22 protein-coding genes and 1 pseudogene are annotated in these 23,987 nt (G+C 58.7%); 12 read left to right on the top strand and 11 right to left on the bottom strand.

The annotated features are described in order from the left end of the window. From BY454_RS02915 to BY454_RS02905, 3 genes are all read right to left on the bottom strand, one after another. Positions 1 to 1,041 carry an imelysin family protein gene (locus BY454_RS02915; RefSeq protein ID WP_104415137.1) on the bottom strand — a complete coding sequence of 347 codons (1,041 nt, stop codon included), beginning with the start codon at positions 1,039 to 1,041 and terminating at the stop codon, positions 1 to 3. Between the two features lie 9 nt (positions 1,042 to 1,050). After that, the gene (locus BY454_RS02910; RefSeq protein ID WP_104415200.1) at positions 1,051 to 2,460 is read right to left on the bottom strand and encodes a di-heme oxidoreductase family protein; all 1,410 of its coding nucleotides are present in this window, start codon (positions 2,458 to 2,460) and stop codon (positions 1,051 to 1,053) included. A 142-nt stretch (positions 2,461 to 2,602) separates the two neighbouring features. After that, entirely contained in the window at positions 2,603 to 3,901 is a 1,299-nt protein-coding gene (locus tag BY454_RS02905) for an imelysin family protein (RefSeq protein ID WP_181049633.1), read from the bottom strand. Positions 3,902 to 4,101: 200 nt separating this feature from the next. Between BY454_RS02905 and BY454_RS16845 the strand changes: the two genes are divergently transcribed. Together BY454_RS16845 and BY454_RS02900 are read left to right on the top strand one after the other, a co-directional pair. Then, entirely contained in the window at positions 4,102 to 4,272 is a 171-nt protein-coding gene (locus tag BY454_RS16845; RefSeq protein ID WP_181049632.1) for a hypothetical protein, read from the top strand. A gap of 61 nt (positions 4,273 to 4,333) precedes the next feature. Beyond that, positions 4,334 to 5,176: a 23S rRNA (adenine(2030)-N(6))-methyltransferase RlmJ gene (locus BY454_RS02900; protein WP_104415198.1), complete on the top strand. Its 843-nt coding sequence runs from the start codon at positions 4,334 to 4,336 to the stop codon at positions 5,174 to 5,176. A gap of 35 nt (positions 5,177 to 5,211) precedes the next feature. On the opposite strand, the gene dctP is transcribed toward BY454_RS02900, so the two are convergent. Next, positions 5,212 to 6,270, bottom strand: a complete 1,059-nt coding sequence (gene dctP / locus BY454_RS02895; RefSeq protein ID WP_104415136.1) for a TRAP transporter substrate-binding protein DctP — start codon at positions 6,268 to 6,270, stop codon at positions 5,212 to 5,214. Positions 6,271 to 6,447: 177 nt separating this feature from the next. On the opposite strand from dctP, the gene BY454_RS02890 reads away from it, so the two are divergent. From BY454_RS02890 to BY454_RS02875, 4 genes are read left to right on the top strand one after another with little or no spacing between them, the layout of a single operon-like run. Then, positions 6,448 to 7,362, top strand: a complete 915-nt coding sequence (locus tag BY454_RS02890) for a DMT family transporter (protein WP_104415135.1) — start codon at positions 6,448 to 6,450, stop codon at positions 7,360 to 7,362. Continuing rightward, the gene (locus BY454_RS02885; protein WP_104415134.1) at positions 7,352 to 7,633 is read left to right on the top strand and encodes a GIY-YIG nuclease family protein; all 282 of its coding nucleotides are present in this window, start codon (positions 7,352 to 7,354) and stop codon (positions 7,631 to 7,633) included. The genes BY454_RS02890 and BY454_RS02885 overlap by 11 nt, the downstream gene beginning before the upstream one ends. Positions 7,634 to 7,675: 42 nt before the next feature. Continuing rightward, the gene (locus BY454_RS02880; protein WP_104415133.1) at positions 7,676 to 8,677 is read left to right on the top strand and encodes an alpha/beta hydrolase; all 1,002 of its coding nucleotides are present in this window, start codon (positions 7,676 to 7,678) and stop codon (positions 8,675 to 8,677) included. Beyond that, positions 8,674 to 9,333 (top strand): OmpA family protein, encoded by a 660-nt coding sequence (locus BY454_RS02875; protein WP_104415132.1) that lies wholly within the window; start codon positions 8,674 to 8,676, stop codon positions 9,331 to 9,333. The genes BY454_RS02880 and BY454_RS02875 overlap by 4 nt, the downstream gene beginning before the upstream one ends. Before the next feature lie 69 nt (positions 9,334 to 9,402). Here the strand turns inward: BY454_RS02875 and serA are convergent, their stop codons facing one another. After that, positions 9,403 to 10,632, bottom strand: a complete 1,230-nt coding sequence (serA, locus tag BY454_RS02870) for a phosphoglycerate dehydrogenase (RefSeq protein ID WP_104415131.1) — start codon at positions 10,630 to 10,632, stop codon at positions 9,403 to 9,405. A gap of 185 nt (positions 10,633 to 10,817) precedes the next feature. Here serA and BY454_RS02865 point away from each other — a divergent pair, with 185 nt between their 5' ends. Both BY454_RS02865 and BY454_RS02860 read left to right on the top strand, forming a co-directional pair. Beyond that, on the top strand, positions 10,818 to 12,221 hold the full coding sequence (locus BY454_RS02865) for an FAD-binding oxidoreductase (protein ID WP_104415130.1): 1,404 nt from the start codon (positions 10,818 to 10,820) through the stop codon (positions 12,219 to 12,221). Further along, positions 12,221 to 12,910, top strand: coding sequence for an SIR2 family NAD-dependent protein deacylase (locus tag BY454_RS02860; RefSeq protein ID WP_104415129.1), 690 nt, complete (start codon positions 12,221 to 12,223; stop codon positions 12,908 to 12,910). Before BY454_RS02865 ends, BY454_RS02860 begins: the two co-directional genes overlap by 1 nt. 542 nt (positions 12,911 to 13,452) lie before the next feature. Here BY454_RS02860 and BY454_RS02855 read toward each other — a convergent pair. The 4 genes and pseudogenes from BY454_RS02855 to BY454_RS02840 all read right to left on the bottom strand — a co-directional run bounded on the left by BY454_RS02855 (position 13,453) and on the right by BY454_RS02840 (position 16,647). Beyond that, complete coding sequence (locus tag BY454_RS02855; protein ID WP_104415128.1) at positions 13,453 to 14,115, bottom strand: fumarylacetoacetate hydrolase family protein; 663 nt, start codon at positions 14,113 to 14,115, stop codon at positions 13,453 to 13,455. 27 nt (positions 14,116 to 14,142) lie between these two features. Then, positions 14,143 to 14,685, bottom strand: a complete 543-nt coding sequence (locus BY454_RS02850; RefSeq protein WP_104415127.1) for an adenine phosphoribosyltransferase — start codon at positions 14,683 to 14,685, stop codon at positions 14,143 to 14,145. A gap of 31 nt (positions 14,686 to 14,716) precedes the next feature. After that, a pseudogene (locus tag BY454_RS02845) lies at positions 14,717 to 15,888 on the bottom strand (NCS2 family permease). 150 nt (positions 15,889 to 16,038) lie between these two features. Continuing rightward, positions 16,039 to 16,647 carry a trimeric intracellular cation channel family protein gene (locus BY454_RS02840; RefSeq protein ID WP_104415125.1) on the bottom strand — a complete coding sequence of 203 codons (609 nt, stop codon included), beginning with the start codon at positions 16,645 to 16,647 and terminating at the stop codon, positions 16,039 to 16,041. Positions 16,648 to 16,817: 170 nt separating this feature from the next. Here BY454_RS02840 and parE point away from each other — a divergent pair, with 170 nt between their 5' ends. Continuing rightward, complete coding sequence (gene parE / locus BY454_RS02835) at positions 16,818 to 18,713, top strand: DNA topoisomerase IV subunit B (RefSeq protein ID WP_104415124.1); 1,896 nt, start codon at positions 16,818 to 16,820, stop codon at positions 18,711 to 18,713. 96 nt (positions 18,714 to 18,809) lie between these two features. Continuing rightward, on the top strand, positions 18,810 to 20,588 hold the full coding sequence (locus BY454_RS02830) for an SLC13 family permease (protein WP_104415123.1): 1,779 nt from the start codon (positions 18,810 to 18,812) through the stop codon (positions 20,586 to 20,588). Here the strand turns inward: BY454_RS02830 and BY454_RS02825 are convergent. Next, complete coding sequence (locus BY454_RS02825; RefSeq protein ID WP_104415122.1) at positions 20,585 to 21,877, bottom strand: EAL domain-containing protein; 1,293 nt, start codon at positions 21,875 to 21,877, stop codon at positions 20,585 to 20,587. The two genes, BY454_RS02830 and BY454_RS02825, sit on opposite strands and share 4 nt — an antisense overlap. A 448-nt stretch (positions 21,878 to 22,325) precedes the next feature. Here BY454_RS02825 and BY454_RS02820 point away from each other — a divergent pair, with 448 nt between their 5' ends. Together BY454_RS02820 and BY454_RS02815 are read left to right on the top strand one after the other, a co-directional pair. Continuing rightward, a complete protein-coding gene (locus BY454_RS02820; RefSeq protein WP_104415121.1) occupies positions 22,326 to 22,874 on the top strand; it encodes a cytochrome b in 549 nt (182 codons plus the stop codon). Positions 22,875 to 22,926: 52 nt separating this feature from the next. Continuing rightward, complete coding sequence (locus BY454_RS02815; RefSeq protein ID WP_104415120.1) at positions 22,927 to 23,508, top strand: YceI family protein; 582 nt, start codon at positions 22,927 to 22,929, stop codon at positions 23,506 to 23,508. A gap of 186 nt (positions 23,509 to 23,694) precedes the next feature. Here the strand turns inward: BY454_RS02815 and BY454_RS02810 are convergent, their stop codons facing one another. Beyond that, complete coding sequence (locus BY454_RS02810; RefSeq protein ID WP_104415119.1) at positions 23,695 to 23,931, bottom strand: hypothetical protein; 237 nt, start codon at positions 23,929 to 23,931, stop codon at positions 23,695 to 23,697. Positions 23,932 to 23,987: the final 56 nt, after the last annotated feature.

The following is a 23,987-nucleotide window of genomic DNA, read 5'->3' as shown; positions in this document are numbered from 1 at the left end:
TCAGTCTCCATCCGAGGAGTTGAAGCCGCGCACCACGCCAATAGCCACGGCGGCCTGGTCGTTGACCAGGGTGGTTAACTGGGAGACATCCACCCACAATCCCTGCAGGCGTGCAAACTCGTGGTCATTGGCCAACAGCGGGGCCATTGGGGTGTCCAACGCCGGGAAGTTCTCCAGCACCTCCTCAAACTGAGCCTCAATGCGATCGGCCAGTTCCGGTTGGTCGCTGTTCCTGAGTAACTGCAGCAGGCTGGGGAGAAAGTACTGCTTTAACCCTTCCAGCGAGGCCTGCACGGTGGCCAGGCTTTTGCTGCTGCGCCAGGCATCGGCGGTGTAAACCGAACGCTTGCCGGTCCCGCGCAGACCCATGGGTTGAGCCAGGCGGCGTTCTTCCAGAATTTCCAGCGCATTCATGCCCGCCCGCACGCTGGCGTCCCGGTACTGGTCATTCGACAGGTAGGGTTCTTCAAAGGCCTGCCAGTCGTTCAACAGCTTATCGGTGTTACTGCTGATGTGTCCGGCGAGCAGACTCAGGACTCTGCAACTGCGCTCGGCGGGTAAGGCCCGGTCACTGTTGTTGAACTTTTCGTCGAACAGCAGGTATTCGGCCATGGGAAAGCCCTGGGCCGCCACGCCGGCATCCTCAATGGTCGAAGGGGCGGGCGCCTGGTCTGCAGAAAGCAGGTAACGGGCTTTGCGGGCGATCAGGTTTTTCGAATCCGGCCAGAACTGGAACTGCCAGGCGCGGTTATTGGCTTCCACCGGCCCGAAATCGACAAAGCGCACCGCCTGCCAGGCTAGGAATGCCTCCTGCCAGGCTTGTTCCACTTCCTTGCGGCCTTCGGCAGTGTGGCCGGCACACCACCGCTCTGCTCGCTGGGCAAATTCCCGGGTCTGTTCGTTCAGGTGCTGGTACCCGGTTTCGATATTGTCGTGCCACAGCTTTCGGGCCTGTGCCTCGATCTGGCTGGGATTGGCCGCCTGGGCGTTGAAGGCGAAGGCAGCCACCGACAAGCATAGGGCTTGGGAAAATAGTTTCATTGGTGGTCCTTACAGCGAGTTGAGGAAGTCAATCAGGGCCTGGCGATCTCCGGCCGGCATCTGGCGATAGTGGTCGGCGGCAGCCTGGGCTTCGCCACCGTGCCACAGGATGGCTTCTTCCAGCGTCCGGGCGCGCCCATCGTGCAGGAAGCCGGCTTGCGGGTTCACCACCTGGGCCAGGCCAATGCCCCACAGGGGCTGTGTGCGCCACTCGTTACCATTGGCCAGGAACTCATCGCGGCCATCGGCCAGTGCCGGCCCCATGTCGTGCAGCAGGAGGTCAGTGTAGGGCCAGATGGTCTGGTTGCTCAGATCCGGCCGGTCGGCCACCTCGCCGGTCTGGTGCCGGGGCGTGTGACATGCGGCACAACCGGTTTCATTGAACAGTTCAGCACCACGCGTGACCGATGTCGCGCCCATGTTGCGGCGGCCCGGCACTGCCAGGGTCTTGGCGTAGAAGGTGACAAAGCCGGCCACTTTGTCGCTTACTTCGGGCTCGCCGCCGTGAGTGAAGCGCTCGCAGTTCTGGCTTGGAGTGCAGTCGGTGGCAGCTTTGACAGAAGAGGTCAGCCCTATGTCACCGGCGAAGGCGCCCATGTTCTGCTGGTTCACATTGGGCTCGGCGGCTTTCCAGCCAAACCGGCCGGGCACCGTTTTCTCCTCGACGATGTCCCAGACCTGGTTCTGTTTGCCGGAAATGCCGTCTCCATCGGTGTCTTTCGGATCGGCGTTGGCCGCCAGGTCTTCCTGAGGAATGGCTTCAAGCAGACCCATGCCAATCACTGGCGGGGCGACGCGGGGTGAGACTAGCAAGTCGTCGGGCAAGGGGCCGTAGTTGGGGTTCTCAATATGGTAGACCGGTTTGCGCAGCTCCACTTCCGTGCCATCGGCCAGGGTGTCGGTTACCGTCTGCCACTCAATGCGTAGGTCTGCTTCCGGTTGGGCGGCGGGTAGTGCGGCGGTTTGTAACTGACTGCCATACACCGGTGCAGGCTTGAAACCGTGGGTGCGTAGAAGTTCGGCATCGGCTTCGGGGTCTGCCGGAACTGCCAGGCGCAGGAACAGGGAAACCGGGGGCTCGTTAACGGCGGGCGGATGGCCGCGCCCGTCCTTGATGTGGCAGCCCTGGCAGGAATTGGTGTTGAACAGTGGGCCCAGCCCATCTCGGGCATCGGTGCTGGCCGGTGCCTCAACCCAGGGGTTCCGGAAAAAGCTGTTGCCCACGCTGAAATCCAGCCGCTTGGTCATGGACAGGTTGCCCTGAGGTCTTGAATAGGCGTTGGTGTCGGATTGTTCCACGGTGCCATCGCCGCCGGTCCTGGGGGTGGTCTGAATGGGGTAGCCTGCGTGGGACTCAGCAAAGACCAGGCCCGGGAGAAGGGCGAATGCAAGGGCGGAAAGAAGTGATGGTTGTTTCATAAATGCTCGCAATACAAATGAATAAGCCATGGAAAGGCCACCCGCCCTGAAGGCTCGATTGGGTAGACATTCCATGACTCGCTCAGCGAAGGCTACCGGGAACGGTCTGCACCCGGTAGCCATATCTTGCCGTTTGACGGTTTTAGAAGGCGTGGCCGGCGTCGTCCGGAGACAGAGCGGAAATGCCCAGCTCACGGGCTGCCTGCTCGATGGAGCCGGTCTGTTCTACCAGAGCCAGAATGCTGTTGGTGATGATCTGCTCACCTTCGGCGTTGCCCGGGCCAATCATTTCGTCGAAGGCCATGGGGTTCTGGCTGCTCTCCGCACGGGCTTTCATGACGCCCAGCGCTGCCATGGAATTGTCCAATTGGCTGTTCAGCCGTGCGTCCAGTTCGGGGTTGGCTTGCTCAACCAGGTCCGAGAGCGAAGGCCCGGTTACCAGGGAGCCATCCACGCGGCGATAGGTGCCGGTGTAGACGTTCTGGATGCCCTGGCCATTGTAATAGTGGGAGTTGTGAGTGTTGTCGCTGAAGCAGTCGTGCTCATCCTCGTAAGAGTTGGCTTCGAGGGCAACTTTCATGCGTTCGCCAGCCAGCTCTCCCAGGGACAGGGACCCCATACCGAACAGCATTTTCTGGATGCCCTGGTCTGCCTCGGCCGCTGTCAGTTGAGCGCGATAATTGCCGTCATTACCCGGTGCCCACTGGGCCACCATCCATTCCAGGTCGGTTACCAGCAGGTCTGTTACCGCGTCCAGATACTCACCGCGACGCTCACAGTTGCCGTTGGTGCAGTCAGCGCCGCTGGCGTAGTCGGTAATCGGGCGCTCACCGGCGCCGGCGTCAAAACCGTGAAGGTCCTGGCCCCAGAGCAGGAACTCCACGGCGTGATAGCCGGTGGCCACATTCGCTTCCGAGCCACCTACCTCGTTGAGGTTGGCGAGCAGTTCCGGGCTCAGGCTGGAGACGTCCAGGGTTTCACCACCAACGGTCACACTGTCGCTGGCGATGATGTTGGCTGTAGCGCCAGCATTGCCCAGTTCGTGCTGGTATTCATCGGCTTTTACATAGTCGATCAGCCCTTCATCCAGCGGCCAGGCGTTCAGCTGACCTTCCCAGTCATCCACGATGGCGTTACCGAAACGGAACACCTCGGTTTGCTGGTAGGGAACACGCGCTGCCAGCCAAGCTTCCTTGGCAGCCTTCATATTGGCTTCGCTGGGGTTGGCGATCAGGCGATCGGTTGCTTCGTCCAGTGCGCGGGCAGTGATTAGTGCGTCTTCGTAATTGGCGTGAGCCAGGTCAGCGTAATGCTGAACCACGGTGGCCTTGGTGGCTGGTGGTGTGTTTTGGGCCGAGGACGGCGATTGGGCGCAGCCGGCGACAGTGACGGTGGCGGCGATGGCCAGTGCCAATGGCGCAGGGCGAAACAGGTTGGTCATGGAAGACTCCGTTCTTTGTTCTGGGAATGATAAATATTAGCGTTTGTATTTTGCTTGCGATACCCCTGTTGCGCAAGGGGAATTGATCTCCGGCAAATCAGGAGTCGGAAAATTATAAATTGTAATGAGAATGATTTGCAAAAACTCTACAAGGTGATAGCTTTTGGTCATTCGAGGTTATTCATAACGGAGGACATCCCATGAGCGATTCAGCCATCCAGTTGGCCGGGTCTTCCCGCCATGTGTTTGTGGCCTGGCAATCCCTGAAGCGGTCCGCGCGGGGTCCGCGGTCCGGCGGCAAGCGCCAGGAACTTTCCGGGAATAATCCTGGTGCCTCTGGCGCCCCGGCGCCGAGTAGCGGTATCGATTAGGTAGTGGTTGTCAGGAGAGAAAGAGTTCGGCTTAATGGGCGCCTGTTATCAGGAGCCCGATATGCTGAGTTACCTTCACGCCTTTCACGCTGGCAATTTCGCCGATATCCAGAAGCACGCAGCGCTAACGCTGACGTTGGCGATGATGCAGGCCAAGAAGTCTGCCATTGCCTGTTTTGATACCCACGCTGGCAGTGCAGTGTACGATCTGCGCAGCGAGCGGGCTCAGAAAACGGCGGAGGCGGACACCGGTGTCCAGCGTTTGTGGTGTGCCCGTGATTCCTTGCTGGCCCCGGACTGGCAGCCCATGCTGGATGTGTTGTCGGCAAACAACCCTGTCGATGGCGAGAGCTTGAATCGTTACCCGGGCTCACCGGCCTGGTTTGCCCATTTTTGCCGCCCGGGAGATGCAGTCACAGCATTTGAGCTGCACCCGTCCGAGGTGCGCCAGCTTGAGCAGTGGGCTTCCCAGCATGGGGTAACGGTGCGTTGTGAGGATGGTCTGAAAGGATTGTTGAGCCAGCTGCCACCCCCTCAGCCACGCCTGCTGACTCTGATTGACCCGTCCTATGAGATCAAGAGTGATTACCGTGCGGTGGCTGATGCCCTCGCGAAGGCTTGGAAAAAGTGCCGTCACGGGGTCTTTCTGGTGTGGTACCCAATACTGACCAGTGGTCACGAGCAGCAGTTGCTGGATGCGGTAGCCAGCGGACCCTTGCGCAAGGTCCTGCGTAGTGAAGTTCGTCTGGATGAGACGCCGGAGCGGGGTATGGTGGGTTCGGGTATGCTGGTGGTAAACCCGCCGTGGGGCTTTGACCAGCGCTTCTCAGCCATGATGGATGACATCGCCGGGCCGGATCGGCTGGCCATTACCTCGGCGATGGATTGGCTGGTGCCCGAGTAGATGTAATCTTACCCAGGCGATTGGACGTGATGGCGTCAAGGAGCCTGACGGCCGTTTTCCATCAGTGACAGCAGCGTTTGTCCTTTCTCCTCGGTGGCTTTGATAAATTCCGTCCGGGCTTGCTGGCTGGCTTTCCGGAAGGCGGCGCGTTCCTGATCGCTCAAGGTCACCAGTTTGATATCACCGCGCTCGACCATGGTATCCAGCCGCTCCTGGTTCAGCTGTTGGGCAATATCCCACGCCTGACCTGACAGATCTTCAACCGCGTCTGTCAGCCATTGGCGTTCCCGTTCCGTCAAGCCGGCGAACCATTCCGGATTGGCGATCAGTGAGGACACAAAGCGTGACGCCTTCGGCAGGGTCATGTGTGACTGCACGTCATGAAAGCCCATTTCTTCGATGGCAAACACCGGGTTGCTCTGGCCATGAATGCGGTGCAGTTGCAGGTCACTGTAAACCTCGGCATAGGGCGTCTGCACTGGCTTGGCGCCATAGGCCCGGAAACTTTGTGCGGCGGTTTTTGAGGTCATGGTGCGGAACTTCAGCTCCTGGAAATCTCCCGGCGTCTGCAATGGCTTATTGGCAGTCCAGGCCATCCAGCCTTCTGAAACGAGATCCAGCAAATGCAGGCCGCTGGCCTGGTAGGCGGGTTGGAGCTCGAAGACCAGTGCCGGATTCTGCAGGATCGACTGGGCGGCCTCCGGCTCTTCCGGCAGGAGAAAGTGCAGGTTGAACACACCGCTCTCAGGAACCCGGTCCGCCAGGTGCCCTGGTGAGGCAAACGCCAGATCGATCGACCCGTTGGCGGTCAGTTCGGTGAGCTGGGTGGAGGTACCCAGGGAGCCGTAGGGGAAAACGTCCACGACAATCCGGCCATCGGAGATGGTCTCGATACGGTCGCGCAGATGCTTGGCGTAGAGATGCTGGAAGCTGCCTTCAATTTCTTCCAGGGCAAAACGCCAGGTTGTGGGATAGTCGGAGGACGTTGCGCCTGATTCGTTTTTGGTTTCCTGCCCTGATGATTCAGAGCAACCGGCCAGCAGAGCAAGGCTGGCCAGAAGCACCGGGCAAAGAAGACGAAACAGCTGGGCCATGGCAACGACAACTCCGGACAGTGAAACAGGATTCTGGCGGCCAAGGTATCACAAAGCGGTGACACAAACAGATCGTGTTTGGACGTATGCAGGTGTTGCCTCTTTTTTTACAAAAGGTTGTGACCAGAAGGCTGGCTGGCGACAATGGCGCTTTTCCTCTGTCCTGGCGGAGCCGGCATGACATCCACGTCCAATCAGAAACAGGCCATGCTTTACGGCCTGGCCACCGTACTGCTCTGGTCCACCGTGGCCACCGCCTTCAAGCTGGCGCTGGCCGATCTGGCGCCGGTACAGATGTTGCTGGTGGCGTGCGCGGCATCGGTGGTGGTGATGGCGGTTATCCTGTTGGTCCAGGGCCGCTGGCGCCAGGTATTTAAGCTAAGTGGTCGGCAATACCTGCAATCGTTTGGTATGGGGTTGATCAATCCCTGCCTGTACTATTTTTTGCTGTTTGGCGCCTTTGATCGCCTGCCGGCCCAGGAGGCCCAGCCACTGAATTACACCTGGGCGCTGGTGTTGGCCTATCTGTCGGTGCCGTTTCTGGGGCAGAAGTTGAGGGGGCTGGATATCCTCGCCGGGCTGGTCTGTTACGCCGGTGTGGTCGTGATTGCCACCCGGGGACAAGTGGCTTCATTGAGTTTTTCTGACCCCCTTGGGGTATCGCTGGCCCTGGGCAGTACCCTGGTGTGGGCCAGCTACTGGATACTGGCTACCCGTGACACCCGGGATCCGGTGGTGGGTCTGTTTCTCAACTTTTTGTTCGGTTTTCCGGTGCTGGCGTTGGTGTGCTGGTGGACCGTCGGGTTGTCGCTTCCTGCCACTGGGTCGCTGGCGGCAGCGGTTTATGTTGGGGTGTTCGAGATGGGAGTTGCCTTTGTGCTCTGGTCTCACGCCATGAAAAAGGCGGAAAATACCTCGAAGGTAAGTAACCTGATTTTCATCTCACCGTTCTTGTCGCTGGTGTTTATCTATTTCATTCTTGGCGAGCGGATTCTGCCGTCGACGTATCTTGGGCTGGTCCTGATTGTGGGCGGTTTGTGGTTGCAGCAGCAGAAAGTCCGGCAGCGTGAAAAGGTATTGAATGAAGACTGAGCGCTGGCACCTGTACCTGATCAGAACAGCCTCAGGGGCGCTGTACACCGGCATCACTACCGATGTGCAGCGGCGTCTGGCAGAGCATCAGGCAGGAGCGCCCAAGGGGGCTCGCAGTCTCCGGGGCAAGGGCCCGCTGACCCTGGCGTTCTCTGCCGAGGCTGGCGACCGCAGCCAGGCTTCCAGCCTGGAGTGGCGAATCAAGCGATGGCCCCGACAACGCAAGGAGCGGTTGGTCCGGGGTGAGATTGATCTGCCGGCGGACAACTGAGGCCCATTCTGCAATTGAACCGATAATAAGGGTTTACCCAAGGTGTACTGGAAAACCGACAGCATTGAGACGCCGCGATGGGAGCGTTATTCCCTGCGCGAGCGCAGAAAGCCTTTCAAGCCCGATGAAAACCGTGAGCTGAGCGAGGAAATGCTCGCTTATTGTCGGTTCTACGGCCTGGATCTCTGGGAAGAACATCCGGACGTTGATTACCGGCAGGGCTATGTGGAGGTGGATGACTATGACGTCATGGTCCACTATTTTCGCCACGCCGGTCATGACGGAGCGAAGGGGACGGTGTTCATCCTGCACGGTTATTTTGACCACGTCGGGCTTTACACCCAGTTGATAGACCGCTGCCTGGAAGCCGGTTTCGATGTGCTGACCTACGACCAGCCCGGCCATGGCCTGTCGAGTGGAACACCGGCGGCGATCGGTAGTTTCCTTGAATATCAAGCGGTACTGGGTGGGGTGATGGCGAAAGCGCGGGGCAAAGTGCGCGGGCCCTGGTTCGCGGTGGGGCAGAGCACCGGAGGAGCGATCCTGATTGATTATCTGTTATCTAATCGTCATGTTCAGAAAACTTCAGAATTTCAGCAGGTTGTGCTTCTTGCCCCCTTGGTTCGACCGGCTGGTTGGTTGAAGATCAAGGCCTTGCATGCTGTGATTAAACCATTCCTGAAGCGTTGGCGTCGGGTTTTTGCGGAAAATAGTAGTGACGTTCGGTTCCTGAGTTTCCTGCGTGAACACGACCCCCTTCAGGCCCGTGCCATCCATGTGGACTGGGTCACGGCATTACGACGCTGGGTGCCGCATATTGAGTCGGCGCGTCCCGTGGATTTTCCGGTGACGGTGATACAGGGAGAGGAAGACCAAACCGTCGACTGGCAACATAACTTAAGGATTATCAGGAATAAGTTTTCTCGGGTGGTTGAACACCGCCTGCCCCGTGGCAGGCATCATCTGGTGAACGAAGCTAGGGATTTGCAGTCTAGAGTATTCAGTACCATTATCGAGACATTCTCGACAGGAGGCCCGCAATGAAAAAGACGATTCTGGCATTGGCTGTCGCCACTGTAACCCTCGCAGGTTGCATGACCTATGATCCGTATACCGGTGAGGAAAAGGTCTCCAACGCCACCAAAGGTAGTGTGATTGGTGCCATTGGCGGTGCCGCCGTCGGCGCAGCCACATCCAGTAGTGACGATCGTGGCAAGGGAGCCCTGATTGGCGCGGCCAGTGGTGCTGCCGTGGGTGGCGGTATCGGTTACTACATGGACCGCCAGGAAGCAAAGCTGCGGCGTCAGTTGGAAGGCACCGGTGTGCGTGTGGTGCGTAACGGTGATCAGATTGATCTGATTATGCCGGGCAACATCACCTTTGCCACTGACCAGTCGAGCATTCGCCCCGCGTTCACAGACACCCTGCAATCCGTGGCACTGGTACTTAAGGAATTCGACAAGACCACGATCCGGATTGAAGGTCATACCGATAGCACCGGCTCTGACAGCTACAACCAGTTGCTCAGTGAACGCCGTGCCTCCTCCGTTCGCGATTTTCTCCTGAACCAGGGCATTGAGCCGAGCCGGACGCGTGCCGTGGGTTATGGTGAGCGTTATCCGGTTGCGTCGAACGAGACGGCGGCTGGCCGGGAACAGAACCGTCGCGTGGAACTGACTCTGGTGCCCATGCAGCAGTAAATTGAAGTTTTCGGGCAAAAGAAAACCCCGGAGGCAGAGCCTGCGGGGTTTTTTGTGCCTGACTGGCGCTTAGAAAAGCACGCGGCAGCGAATGGTGCCCTTGACCTGGCGCAGCTTGTCCAGCGCCAGCTCACCGTAGGCCTTATCGACGTCAACAACCACGTAGCCAATGTCTTCCTTGGTTTGCAGGTACTGGCCACACACGTTGATGTGGTTTTCCGAGAAGACCTGGTTCATCTCGGACATCACGCCCGGGATGTTCTCGTGGATGTGCAGCAGACGGTGCTGGTTCGGGTGCGACGGCAGTGCCACTTCCGGGAAGTTCACGGAAGACACGGAGGTGCCGTTGTCGCTGTACATGGCCAGTTTCTCTGCCACTTCGCGGCCGATGTTCTCCTGGGCTTCCATGGTGGAGCCGCCCACGTGCGGGGTCAGGATACAGTTGTCGAACTCGCGCAGCGGAGAGACAAACTCTTCGTCGTTGGACTTGGGCTCAACCGGGAACACGTCCACAGCGGCGCCCAGCAGCTTGCCGGAGCTCAGTGCTTCAGCCAGGGCGTCGATGTCCACGACGGTGCCACGGGAGGCGTTCATGAAGATGGAGCCGGGTTTCATCTGGGCGAACTGTTCGGCCTTGAACATGTACTTGGTGGCCGGGGTCTCGGGCACGTGCAGGGAGACGACATCCGCGATGTTCAGCAACTCCTGCATGGAACCCACCTGGGTGGCGTTGCCGATGGACAGCTTGGAGACCACGTCATAGAAATAGACGTCCATGCCCAGGCTTTCGGCCAGTACGCTGAACTGAGTGCCGATGTTGCCGTAGCCGATGATGCCCAGCTTCTTGCCGCGAATTTCGAAGCTGTTCTTGGCCGATTTCATCCACACGCCGTTATGGGCCTTGGCGCTTTTCTCAGGCACGCCGCGCAGCAACAGGATGGCCTGGGCCAGCACCAGCTCGGCGACCGAACGGGTGTTGGAGAAGGGCGCGTTGAACACTGCGATACCACGGCGAGTGGCAGCCTGCAGGTCCACCTGGTTGGTGCCGATACAGAAACAGCCCACCGCCACCAGCTTCTTGGCGGCTTCAAATACTTTGTCAGTCAGCTGGGTACGCGACCGGATGCCGATGAAGTGCGCCTCGGCGATCTTTTCGATCAGCTCTTCTTCACCCAGTGAGTGAGTCAGGTACTCGATGTTGGTGTAGCCTGCGGCATTGAGGGTATCAATGGCGGATTGATGCACGCCTTCCAGCAGCAGGATCCGGATTTTGCTCTTTTCGAGAGACGTATTTGACATGGGCTTAGCTTCCGAACCTTTTGTCACATGAAATGACCCCGTGGCCAGTGCTCGTCGGGCTGGCTCACAGAACAGGGCGCATATGATACCATAAACGCAGACTTTCACAGCGCGCCGGTTTATTCGGATTCCTGGTAAAACCGGATATCCGTTCCGGCCTAACCTTACGAGACAGAACTGACCCAATGACCGCTGAACAGATCATCGCTTCCCTTGAAGAACTGGTTGCCTCTGGAGACGCTCCGGGCAAGGTGCTGACTGACCCCGCCGACCTGGAAACCTACGGTAAGGACTGGACCAAGATCCACACCCCGGCCCCCCTGGCCATTGTGCTGCCCAAGACCACCGAACAGGTGCAGGCCCTGGTGAAATTTGCCAACGAAAACCAGGTGGCCCTTGTTCCCTCCGGCGGCCGGACCGGCCTGAGCGCCGGCGCGGTGGCGGCCAACGGCGAAGTGGTTGTAGCGTTCGACAACATGAACAAAATTGTCGACTTCAATGCCAGCGACCGCACCGTTCGCTGCCAGGCCGGTGTGATCACCGAGCAACTGCAGAATTTCGCCGAGGAAAATGATCTGTACTACCCGGTGGACTTCGCCTCCGCCGGCTCCAGTCAGCTGGGCGGCAACCTGTCCACCAACGCCGGTGGCATCAAGGTGATCCGTTATGGCATGAGCCGTGACTGGGTCGCCGGCCTGAAAGTAGTCACCGGCAAGGGCGATGTCCTGGACCTGAACAAGGACCTGGAAAAGAACAACACCGGTTACGACCTGCGCCACCTGTTCATCGGCGCCGAGGGCACCTTGGGCTTCATCACCGAAGCCACCATGAAGCTGACCCGCAAGCCCAACGATCTGACCGTGCTGGTGCTGGGCGTGAACGACCTGACCAACACCATGGACGTGCTCAAGGCGTTCCAGAACAAGATGGACCTGACCGCGTACGAATTCTTCTCCCACCAGGCCATGCAACACGTACTGGCCCACGGCCAGGTGCAGGCGCCGTTCGAGACCGAAGCGCCGTACTACGCGCTGCTGGAGTTCGAAGCCGTCTCCGACCAGGTGATGGACGACGCCATGGAAGTGTTCGAGCACTGCATGGAAGAAGGCTGGGTGCTCGATGGTGTCATCAGCCAGAGCGAAACCCAGGCCCAGAGCCTGTGGATGCTGCGCGAGGGTATCTCCGAATCCATCGCTCCGCGCACCCCCTACAAGAACGATATTTCCGTTGTCGTGTCCCGCGTGCCTGGCTTCCTGCAGGAAATTGAAAGCGTGGTAACCGAACACTACCCGGATTTCGAGATCATCTGGTTCGGCCACATTGGCGATGGCAACCTGCACCTGAACATCCTCAAGCCTGAGGACATGCCGAAGGAAGAATTCTTCGAGAAGTGCCAGCAGGTGAACAAGTGGGTGTTCGAGATTGTCGAGAAATACGAGGGCAGCGTCTCCGCCGAACACGGCGTGGGCATGACCAAGAAAGACTACCTGCGCTACACCCGCAGCGAGGCGGAAATCGCCTACCTGCGCGGCATCAAGCAGGTGTTCGACCCCAATGGCATCATGAACCCGGGCAAAATCTTTGATTAATGTCTGATCGTTCGAAAGAGCACATTGTCGTCCTGACCGGCGCTGGCATCAGCGCCGAAAGCGGTCTTTCCACCTTCCGTGATAATGGCGGTTTGTGGGAGGAATACAGTGTCTATGACGTGGCTACGCCGGAGGCCTTCGAGCGTGACCCGGAACTGGTGCTGCGCTTCTACAACATGCGTCGTCGTCAGTTGAAGGATGCCCAGCCCAACGATGCCCACCGCCTGCTGGCGGAGCTGGAAGACCGCTTTCGGGTAACGGTTGTTACCCAGAACGTGGACGACCTGCACGAGCGGGGCGGGTCCAGCAATGTGCTGCACCTGCACGGCGAGCTGACCAAGGCTCGCAGCGTGGTCTACCCCGAACCCATCTACGATATTGGCTACCGTGAACTTCACATCGGCGACCTGTGCGACCGAGGCACCCAGCTGCGCCCGCACGTGGTTTGGTTCGGCGAGGAGGTGCCGATGTTGGCCGCGGCTGCCGATGTGGTATCCACCGCTGACCGCCTGCTGATTGTCGGTACCTCGTTGCAGGTCTACCCGGCCGCCGGGCTGGTGCACGAGGTGAATCCGGGGGTTCCCATTACCGTCATCGATCCCGGCGAGCCGGCCTCGGTGTCTGGGGCCGAGGTGATTCGTTTGGGGGCTTCCGAGGGGCTTCGGGAGTTTGTTTCTTCGTTGCTTTGAGTTTGGCTTTAGGCTCCCCTTGTCTCTTACTTTGGGGTACGGGCCTTTGTGGGTAGGGCTTCCCAAAAACCGCTACGAGCACATCCATGTGCGCTTCTCTCAGGCCATCCTTGGCCTTCGAAATTTTTGGGAAGCCCTACCCACAAAGGCCCTATACGAGAGCATTCGGAGAATGGGGTCTTAACTTTAAAACCAGCAACATTGAGGGTGGGAACGGGAGATGAACCCGGGGGTTGACTGCGCTGACGGGAGAGGCCCGTCCAAAAGATGTGGAACCATGGGCGCGGAGCAGAAGCGTCAGAGAGATCTGCCGCAAGGCGAGGCTTGGGAAGATCTCCCCCTAAAGCAAGTGCAGGCCGTTGTGTGCCTCCAAGCTCTGCATAGGCCCTTCTTGGGGATGCCTTTCCAAAAATTTTGAGGGCCAGGGATGGCCCGAAATAAGCGCATAGGGATGTGCTCGTAGCGGTTTTTGGAAAGGCATCCCCAAGAAGGGCCGTACCCCGAACAAGCGGCACCGGCGGGTTGCTTCCAGAACTGATTATTTAGACCACGTGGGTTTCCACAAACAGCACATCTTCCAGTTCCAGTGACAAAGTCTGACCGGAAACCAGCGGACCAACGCCCTTGGGGGTGCCGGTGAGTACTACGTCACCCGGCTCCAGGGTGAAGTGCTTGCTCATGTGGGCAATGAGCGGGAGGAGGGGGTTGAGCATGTCGTCGGTGTCGCCGGTCTGCTGGCGCTGGCCGTTTACATCCAGGGTGAAGTGGATGTTGTCCCCGGGAAGTGTTTCCGCAGGCACGAACGGCGAGAGTGGGCAGGCGCCGTCGAAGGCCTTGGCCCGCTCCCAGGGCTGGCCCTTCTCCTTCAGCTTGGTCTGGACATCGCGCAGGGTGAGGTCCAGCGCCAGACCATAACCCAGAATGGCGGCTTCCACGTCCCGGGCCGAGGCGTTGGTCAGGGGGCGTCCGATCAGCACGGCCAGTTCGGTCTCGAAATGCACCTCGCCCTGGTCCCGGGGTACTGCCAGTGGCCGGGTGATGTGCACCGCCGAAGTGGCCGGTTTGATGAACAGCAGGGGCTCGTCCGGGACCGGGTTGTTCAACTCCCGGGCGTGTTCGGCGTAGTTGCGGCCGACGCAGACAATCTTGCCCAGCGGCAGGTGTACCGGGGTACCGTCTTTCCAGTGGTGCTGATAATCGGACATAAACCGCTCCTTGTCTGCAGGCCTCTGTTACTCGCCGTCAAACGCACAAACAGTATAGACCTTCAGGCCTTCTTCCTGCAGTTTGCGGGAGCCGCCGAGGTCCGGCAGATCAATCATCGCGGCCACTTCCACGATCTCCGCGCCAATGCGGCGGATCAGGCGGGAGGCGGCCAGCATGGTGCCGCCGGTGGCAATCAGATCGTCCACCAGGACGACCTTGTCGCCGGCTTTGAAGGCATCTTCGTGCAGTTCCACCGAGGCAGTGCCGTATTCCAGTTCGTAGTCTTCCACCAGCGTGTCGAACGGCAGTTTGCCTTTCTTGCGCACCAGCACCAGCGAGGCATTGAGCTCGTAGGCCAGGGCGGAACCGATGATGAAGCCCCGGGCATCCACGGCGGCCACGGCATCAATTTCCTGGCCGTGGTAGCGGTGCACAAAGGCATCGATCAGCTTGCGGAAGGCCGTTTTGTCCTGCAACACGGTGGTAATGTCGCGAAACGCCACGCCCGGCTTGGGCCAGTCCGGAACGGTGCGGATGGCTTGCTTGATGCTTTCAGAAAAGTAGTCCATGACAAGACCTGCTGGTAAGGCCGGAAGCCGCTTACGCGACTTCCAGGAACATGAATTTCAGAACAAAGACCACGGCAATGGTCACTACGCTGGCATTCAGGTCGGACCAGCGACCCGCCAGGGCCTTGATGACGGCGTAGGTAATGAAGCCCAGGGCAATGCCGTTGGCAATGGAGAAAGTCAGCGGCATGGTCAGTGCGGTGACAATGGCCGGGGCCGCATCGGTGATGTCATCCCAGTCCACCAGTTTCAGGCCGCTGGCCATGAGCACCGCGACATAGAACAGTGCCGGGGCCGTGGCGTAAGGCGGAATGATGCTGGCGATGGGCGAAAGCACCAGGCAGGCCAGGAACAGCACGGCTACTACGGCGGCAGTCAGGCCGGTGCGGCCACCGGCGGAAATGCCGGCAGTGGATTCAATATAGCTGGTGGTGGTGGAGGTACCGAGGGCGGCGCCGGACATGGTGGCGACCGAGTCGGACATCAGGGCGCGGCCCAGGCGTGGTAGTTTGCCGTCCTTATCAAGCAGGCCACCGCGCTGGGCGGTGCGGAGACCAGGCCATCGTATTCCACCATGCCCATCATCATGGCCACGGCGGTAATGGCCAGAATGCCGATCATCACCGCGCCGGTGATGCGACGGAAGGACAGTGCGCAGATCAGTACGAAGCCGCCGAAGAACAGCAGGCTTTCTGCCATCTTGATTTCGCCCATGGACACCAGCGTGGCCGGGTTGTCCACCACGATGCCGGCGTTTTTCAGGGCAATGAAGCCCAGGAAGAAGCCAATACCGGCGGAAATACCAAAGCGCAGGGACATTGGGATGCTGTTGATGATCCATTCCCGGATTTTCACAACGCTCAGGATAAAGAAAATAAAACCGGACAGGAACACGGCCCCCAGGGCCACCTGCCAGCTGTAACCCATACTGCCGACAACAGTGAAGGAGAAGAAGGCGTTCAGGCCCATGCCCGGTGCCAGGGCAATGGGGTAGTTGGCCCACAGGCCCATGATCAGGGTACCAATAGCAGCGGCGATACAGGTGGCAACAAAAACAGCGCCGAAATCCATGCCGGTTGCCGACAGGATGCTGGGGTTGACCACGATGATGTACGCCATGGTCAGAAAGGTGGTAATGCCCGCCACTATCTCTTTACGAACAGTGGTGCCATGGGCCTCGAGTTGGAACAGTCGTTCAAGCATGACGGATGTCTGCCTCGCAGGGTGCTGAAAGTTGGGGTATGGGGTAGTTGTGCCGAGAATTTCTGAACTGGGTGAAAAAACGGCAATGGTACCGTCTGATGGTCCCGAGGCCAAGAGAGAAAAAACGGCGGGGCATGGCCAATTCCGGTGTCAGTGGTCCCGTTGCAGGCGGATGTCAAAGCGCACCGCCGCCAGGCGAACAATCACGATGAACAGCAGGCCAATGGTCAGGGCAATGGATTCGCTTTCCAGCAGCCACTGGCAGACAAAGTACAGCCAGCAGCCGGCAAAGGAGATGGAAGCGTAAATCTGGTCTTTGCGGAAAATGAAGGGTACTTCGTTGCTGAGGGTGTCGCGCAGTGCGCCGCCAAAGCAGCCTGTCATCACGCCCAGCATGGAAGCAATGAACCAGGAATGGCCCAGATCGAGCGCCAGTTGGGCGCCCAGTATGGAAAAAATGCCCAGGCCAATGGCGTCGGGAAAGACAATTCGTGATTCTTTGAGGGCGTGGGCGCGATTCCAGTAACTGAAGACAATGGCCATGACCAGAATCAGCAGGGGCTGTTCCTGATGCTTGATCCAGTACAGCGGGTGGTTGTCCATCATCAGGTCGCGGAGGGTGCCGCCGCCCAGCGCCGTGACAAAGCCAATGGTGAAAATACCTACCGGGTCCATGTTCTTGGAACGCGCGACGATCATGCCGGAGGTGGCAAACGCGATAACACCGATCATTTCCAGGAAATAAATGATATCGAACATGTCAGGGTCCGGATTTGCAATGGCGATCTGGGCTGGAACACAGGCGCGAAGGATAACGGAAATGCTTCAAGGATTCACCTTCCGGTTGATAAACAACCGTTGATCTTTCACCGCGAATCCCTAAGCTATGGCTCTGTTTTGACCATTAAACGCGGAGCCGTGCCCCCACTATGAATCAGCAACAGTACAACGCCGATGCCATTGAAGTGCTCAGTGGTCTGGACCCGGTACGCAAGCGCCCGGGCATGTACACCGACACCTCACGGCCCAACCACCTGGCTCAGGAAGTTATTGATAACAGTGTGGATGAAGCCCTGGCCGGACATGCCCGCCGCATTGACGTGGTGTTGTACAGCGACAATTCGCTAAGTGTGGAAGACGATGGCCGGGGCATGCCTGTGGATGTTCACCAGGAGCATGGCGTGCCCGGTGTTGAGCTGATTCTTTCCCGGCTGCATGCGGGCGGCAAGTTCTCCCAGGGTAATTACAACTTCTCCGGCGGTTTGCACGGTGTCGGGGTGTCTGTGGTCAATGCCCTGTCGACCCACCTGGAAGTCACGATAAAACGTGATGGTCAGGTTCATCAGATGACCTTTGCCGACGGCTATAAATCCTCTGATCTGGAAGTGATCGACACCGTTGGCAAGCGCAACACGGGCACCCGACTGAAGTTCACGCCCGATGCCAGCTACTTTGATAGCGCCAATTTCTCGGTTAGCCGCCTGCGCCACAACCTTCGGGCCAAGGCGGTGCTGTGCCCCGGGCTGACGGTGACTTTCCTGCAGGAGAAAACCGGCGAGAAAGACGAGTGGTACTACGAGGACGGACTTCGGGATTACCTGCGCACCGCGCTGGCGGACATCGAAGCCGTGCCCCTGGAGCCATTTACCGGGACCTTCTCCGGCAACAGCGAGGCGGTGGATTGGGCCATTCAGTGGCTGCCGGAAGGTGGCGATGCCGTTCAGGAAAGCTACGTGAACCTGATTCCTACCGCTCAGGGCGGTACCCACGTGAATGGTTTGCGTACGGGCCTGCTGGAAGCCATGCGCGAGTTCTGTGAGTTCCGAAACCTGCTGCCTCGCGGGGTGAAGCTCTCGCCCGAGGATATCTGGGAGCGGGCGGCGTACGTGCTGTCATTCAAAATGCAGGAACCGCAGTTCTCCGGCCAGACCAAGGAAAGGCTGTCGTCCCGCGAGGCGGCGGCGTTTGTTTCCGGTGTGGTAAAGGACGCCTTCAGCCTCTGGCTGAACCAGCACACCGACATTGCCGAGGTCCTGGCCGAGCTGTTCATCAGCAATGCCCAGCGTCGTTTGCGGGCCAGTCGTAAGGTGGCGCGCAAGAAGGTGACCTCCGGTCCGGCGTTGCCCGGCAAACTGGCGGATTGCTCCGGCGCTGATGCCACCCGCTCCGAGCTTTTCCTGGTGGAGGGGGACTCTGCCGGCGGTTCTGCCAAGCAGGCCCGGGACCGGGAATTCCAGGCGGTGATGCCATTGCGGGGCAAAATTCTCAATACCTGGGAAGTGGACTCCGGGGAAATCCTGGCTTCTCAGGAAGTGCACGATATCGCCGTAGCGATCGGTGTTGACCCCGGCTCGGACAAGTTCGAAACCCTGCGTTATAACAAGATCTGCATACTGGCCGACGCCGACTCGGACGGGCTGCACATCGCCACGCTGCTGTGTGCGCTGTTCGTCAAACACTTCCGGCCCCTGGTGGCCGCTGGCCATGTGTTTGTGGCCATGCCGCCGCTGTATCGGGTGGACCTGGGTAAGGAAACCTTCTATGCCCTGGATGAGCATGAGAAACAGGGCATTGTGGACCGCCTGGCGGCGGAGAAGCGTCGCGGCAAGATCCAGGTGACCCGCTTCAAAGGGCTGGGTGAGATGAATCCGCTCCAGTTGCGTGAAACCACCATGGCCCCGGATACCCGTCGTTTGGTGATGCTCACGCTGGAAGAAAACGATGACACCGACGAGCGCATGGACATGCTGTTGGGCAAGAAGCGGGCGTCAGATCGCCGGGCCTGGCTGGAAACCTATGGCAACATGGCGGACATTGAGGTCTGATATTCCTGATCGGAATTTAAAAATGTTCCATTATTCTTTTTAATGCTTTAATTTCTTCGTTAACCTGCCAGTTCTTCCATTGGATGAACATGAATTATGGACTGGCAAGGTTGGTTTTCCCTCGGGCTGGCGATCCTGGCCCTGCTGCTCATGGCCTCGGGCCGGTTTGCACCCCATCTGGTGATGATGTCGGTGCTGGTGGTGCTGAGTGCGACAGGGATCGTGGGGCCAGAGCAGGCCCTGGCCGGTTTCAGTAACTCCGGACTGATTACGGTGGTGGCCCTGTTTGTGGTGGCCGCCGGCATTCACCACTCCGGTGGTGTCGATCTGCTGGTTCATCACCTGCTGGGTAATCCCCGCAGTGTCCGCCGGGCCCAGGCCCGAATTGCCTTGCCGGTCACCTTCCTCAGTGGCTTCATGAACAACACTCCGGTTGTTGCCACCATGATTCCGGCCGTGCATACCTGGTCCCGAAAAATCGATATTTCCCCCTCCAAGCTGATGATTCCACTCAGCTATGCGGCTATTTTTGGCGGCTCCCTCACCATGATCGGCACCAGTACGAATCTGGTGGTCAATGGCCAATACCAGCAACTCACCGGTAGCGAGGGGTTCTCTATCTTTGCCATTACCAAGGTGGGGCTGCCGGTGGCGGTTATTGGCATCGCCGCGATACTGCTGTTTTTGCCTCGCTGGCTGCCGGACCGAAAGGACCAGCAAAAGTTCGGCTCGGTCAAGGAGTTCACGCTGGAAGTCGCGGTGGCCCAGGAAGGCCCGCTGGTGGGTAAAACCGTGGGTGAAGCCGGGCTGCGTGAGCTGGATCGTCTGTATCTGGTCGAGATTGAACGCAATGGCAGCGTGGTCACTGCGGTGCCCTCGGAAGAGCGCCTTCTGGGCGGTGACCGTCTGGTGTTCGCCGGTGATACCCAGGCAATTTCCGATGTGTTGCGCATCAACGGCATCGTGCCTTCGGTTCACGACGACGAACCCGCGCTGAGTAAGGATCACGCCGAGCGTCGCCTGGTGGAGGCGGTGCTCTCGCCGCAATCGGACGTGCTGGGCCAGACCATCCGCGATGCCCGATTCCGGGACCGCTACGGCGCTGTGGTGCTGGCGGTGGCCCGGGGTGGCGACCGTGTGCCAGGTAACCTGGGGAATATCCGCCTGCGTCCAGGGGATGTTTTGTTGCTGGAAGCCCGGCCCGCCTTCGTCAGTCGTCAGCGCTACAACAAGGATTTTCTTCTGATCAACGACCTGGATACCGAGGCACCGCGACACGACCGGGCGTTGCTTTCCTGGGGCATTCTTCTGGTGCTGGTGGGGCTGGCGGCCTGCGGCGTTATGTCAATGCTGAATGCGGCACTGGTCGGAGCCGCCCTGGTCATCCTGACCGGATGCTGTTCCGTTGGTCAGGCTCAGAAGGCGGTGGATATGCCGGTCGTACTGACCATTGCCGCGTCATTTGCCCTGGGCGGCGCGCTTGAGCAGACCGGGGCGGCCAGTTACCTGGCCGAGGCCGTGGTCGGGTTCAGTGGCAGCAACGTGCTGTTGGCCCTGGCACTGGTGTACCTGGTGGTATCGATACTGACCGAGATGCTGACCAACAATGCCGCGGCCATACTGATGGTGCCGGTGGTCCTGTCATTGACGTCCGCCATGGGCGTGGATGCCGAGCCTTTCATGTTTGCCATTATGCTGGCTGCCTCGGCGAGTTTCGCCACGCCTTTGGGTTACCAGACCAACATGATGGTGATGGGGCCGGGAGGTTATCGGTTTGGGGATTATGTGCGCGTGGGGCTGCCGCTGAACCTGTTGATTGGTTTGGCCAGCATCGGTGTGATTGCCCTGGTGTACGACCTGCTGCCGGCGCTTTAGCCTTCGCTGTCTGGCGCGGGGGGGTTGGCCAGAATGTCACAGCACAGCACCCGGGTTTCGCCACTATGCTCGAAAGCCAGTGACAGGGTGACGCACATATAGGCACCTGTTACGCACAAGTAGGGGGTAGTCACCTGGAGGTTTTCGGGCTCCGCCAATGCCTGGCGCAGGTACTGCTGGCGGAACCAGTCTGCGCTGGCTGTGCTTTCCAGCGGCCGGTAGCGGGGGTCCTGATTGCGCTCAATGCTGTCGGAAACCAACGTGTCTTCAATCTGGATGCCATTGCTGTTCACCAGGTAGCAGCGAGAGACCGTCGGGTGGTTGAGTAATTCAACGCAGGCCTGTTCCATGGTGGCGTTGTTCTGAAGGCGTTCCACGGTCCGCTCAAAGGGCATGGCAAAGTGGCTGGCCAACTGGTGGTTGGGATCCTGGATTAATTGCTTGTAGTACTTGTACTCCTCCAGCAGCTCGTCCAGGTCGGCCTGCGCCTGCGACAGGTTTTCCAGCTCCAGCGAGGGCTTCTTGAAATAAAAGCCCTGTACGAAATCAACGCCGGCATCAATCGCGATCATGGCCTGGTCGCGGGTCTCCACGCCCTCCAGCAGAACCAGACACCCAGACTGGTGCAGTAGCGACGCCATACCATTGAGAATCTGCCGGGCCTTGCGTTCCTCGGTGGCGCGGTTGAGCAGCGCCCGGTCCAGTTTGACGATGTCCGGAGACAGGTTCCAGATGCGTTCAAAGTTGGAATGGCCGGCGCCAAAATCGTCAATGGCGATCAGGCAGCCCAACTCGCGATAATAGGCCACGGTTTCCCGCAAGCGCTCTGCGTCGTCGGTAGGCTGTTCAACAATTTCGATCACAATCCGGTGCGGGGGCAGGCCGGTTTTTTCCAGTAACTGGCCAAAAAAGGAGTCTTTCTGGCTTCCTGTTGTGACCACCTGGGGCGACACGTTCAGGAACAGCCAGTTCAACTGGTCCTTGATGCCGCTGTAATTCTGGATGTGCAAATACCGGCACAGGCGATCCAGCAGCAGGTTCTCAGCATGGGAGTCCGGCAGTTCGAACAATTGCAGCGGTGACACCGCGCACTGGTCAGTATCAAAAGCCCGGATCAGGGCTTCGTAACCAATGGTGCGCTTGTGGGAGAGGCTGTAGATGGGCTGCAGTGCGGTGTGCAGCGTCAGGCCCCGGAATTCAGCAGTCCAGCTCGTGCCTCCCTGAGTAAGCATCGGCGAGAGCAAATCCACCTCTGGCGGTGGCGTAAAATCAGGAAGGTCACAGGACATAGGCAAATTCAAGACAGTGTCTGATCAGGGGTTTGCAGAGTGCCAAAAAATGCCCGCTATTTCCACTATTTCTGGTGTCAGCACTGCTTGATGGAGGGGGTCGGGGGGGGGGCTGAAAAGAACAACCCCCGGCGGAACCGGGGGCTGGTAGCAATCTTAGTTATTGCTGGGTACGGCAACGGATTCGTCGAATTCCAGTTCCATGTCTTTCCTCTCTATCATTTAGCCTGTTAGGCGCTGGTTAATTTATGGGTTTATTTTAGTGGTCTGATGAATTCCAACAATCCGTAAAACCGCATATGACGTTGACGTCAACGGATTTCTCTGATCAAAAAAATTGATGTTGGTCCGCAAAACATTCCGATTTGATGTGCTTCCCGGCCGCTCTAGACTGGTTGAATTGATGTGAGGAATAAGAGCCCCAAGGACAAGCAGAACAGGAACCTTTATGGCAATGCGAAACTCCAAAAGCGGCTACGGATGGATGGCCATTTTTCTGCACTGGCTGGTGGCGGCAGCCGTGGTTGGGCTGTTTGCGCTGGGGTTCTGGATGGTGGACCTGTCCTATTACGATCCGTGGTATCGCCAGGCGCCGGACATTCACCGGAGCATCGGCCTCCTGTTGTTTGTGACCGTGCTCTTTCGGGTGGTCTGGCGGTGGATCAACCTGGCGCCCCGGCCCCCGGTGAACCACACCCGTTGGGAAGTGCTGTCGGCCCATCTCGTGCATATGTTGCTATATGTACTGATGTTCGTTGCGATGGTCAGTGGCTACCTGATCTCCACGGCAGATGGATCGGCCATCAGCGTGTTTGGCTGGTTTGAGGTGCCCTCGGTGACCGGCCGGATGAAAGGCCTGGAGGAGACGGCCGGATCGGTCCATTACTGGAGTACCTGGGGGTTGGTGGCGTTGGCCGGGTTACACGGGCTTGCGGCGCTGAAACATCATTTCTGGGATCGCGACCAGACGCTGCTTCGAATGCTGGGCCAACCCTGAAACAACCTTATTGACCCGAAATAACCGGAAAACCCTGAGTAAGGAGAACACGATGAAAAAAGTATTGCTTGCTTCTGCCGTATCACTGGCGCTGGTGGGGGTGGCCCATGCCGATGAACACGGTGGCACCTATGCCTTTGATAACAAGGACACACACCAGTTCATCACCTTTAAGATTTCCCACCTGGGTTACAGCTGGCTCTATGGCCGGTTCAACGAGTTTGATGGCCAGTTTGTCTACGATGCCGAGAACCCTGAAAACAGTTCCGTGAACGTTACCGTCGACACTGCCAGTGTTGATACCAATCATGGTGAGCGGGATAACCATCTGCGCAGCGAGGATTTCCTGTACGTCAGTGAATTCCCCGAAGCAACGTTCAAGAGCACTGAAGTCATTCTGGGTGAGGATGGGGAAGCCGACATCGTTGGTGACCTGACGCTGCGCGGCGTAACCCGGGAAATTACCCTTGATGCGGAAATGGTCGGCCATGGTGAAGATCCGTGGGGCGGTTACCGCATGGGTTTTGAAGCCGAGACAGAGCTTCGACTCAAGGATTTTGGTATCCCGATGGATCTGGGCCCCGCCTCTGAAACCGTGGAGCTGGAAATCTCCGTCGAGGGCATCCGTCAGTAATTGTACCTTTCTTACGATTCCGGGCTCAGACCCGGAATCGGTCTTTCCGGGCTGCCAGTTCGTCAGCCTGGCCTACCAGAAATTTATTGAGTCCGCTTTTCAATTTCGCCTTAAGTATCTGCTGATGCGCGGCAGGTAGGTGGCTGCATTATCATTCAGGGAGGGCGAGCTGGGATTGCAACCGGATTAGCTGCGTTGGGTGCTGTCCGGTTGGTGGTTATCCCGACAGAGGTGCCTTTGACGCAGGAACTGACCGCCGAAGATGATGACGCCGATCAGAAAACCCGCCCACAGATACGGCTCGGCCACCTGGAAGGTTCCGCTGATGGCGAATTCCACCAGCAGCATCAGAGCCACCGCCAGAAAAGCGTTGACCACCGCTGTCACCATTGCATGCCCGCAGGCTTTGATACTGGATTTCATAGGCTTCCGCTAATCGAGGCTCAATAACGACGATTTATTCACCATGGCGAGAATAC

It is taken from the genome of Marinobacter persicus (assembly GCF_002934325.1).
GTDB lineage: Bacteria > Pseudomonadota > Gammaproteobacteria > Pseudomonadales > Oleiphilaceae > Marinobacter > Marinobacter persicus_A.
The sequence above is the reverse complement of the archived record's forward strand: the minus strand, read 5'-3'. Positions and strand labels throughout refer to the sequence as shown.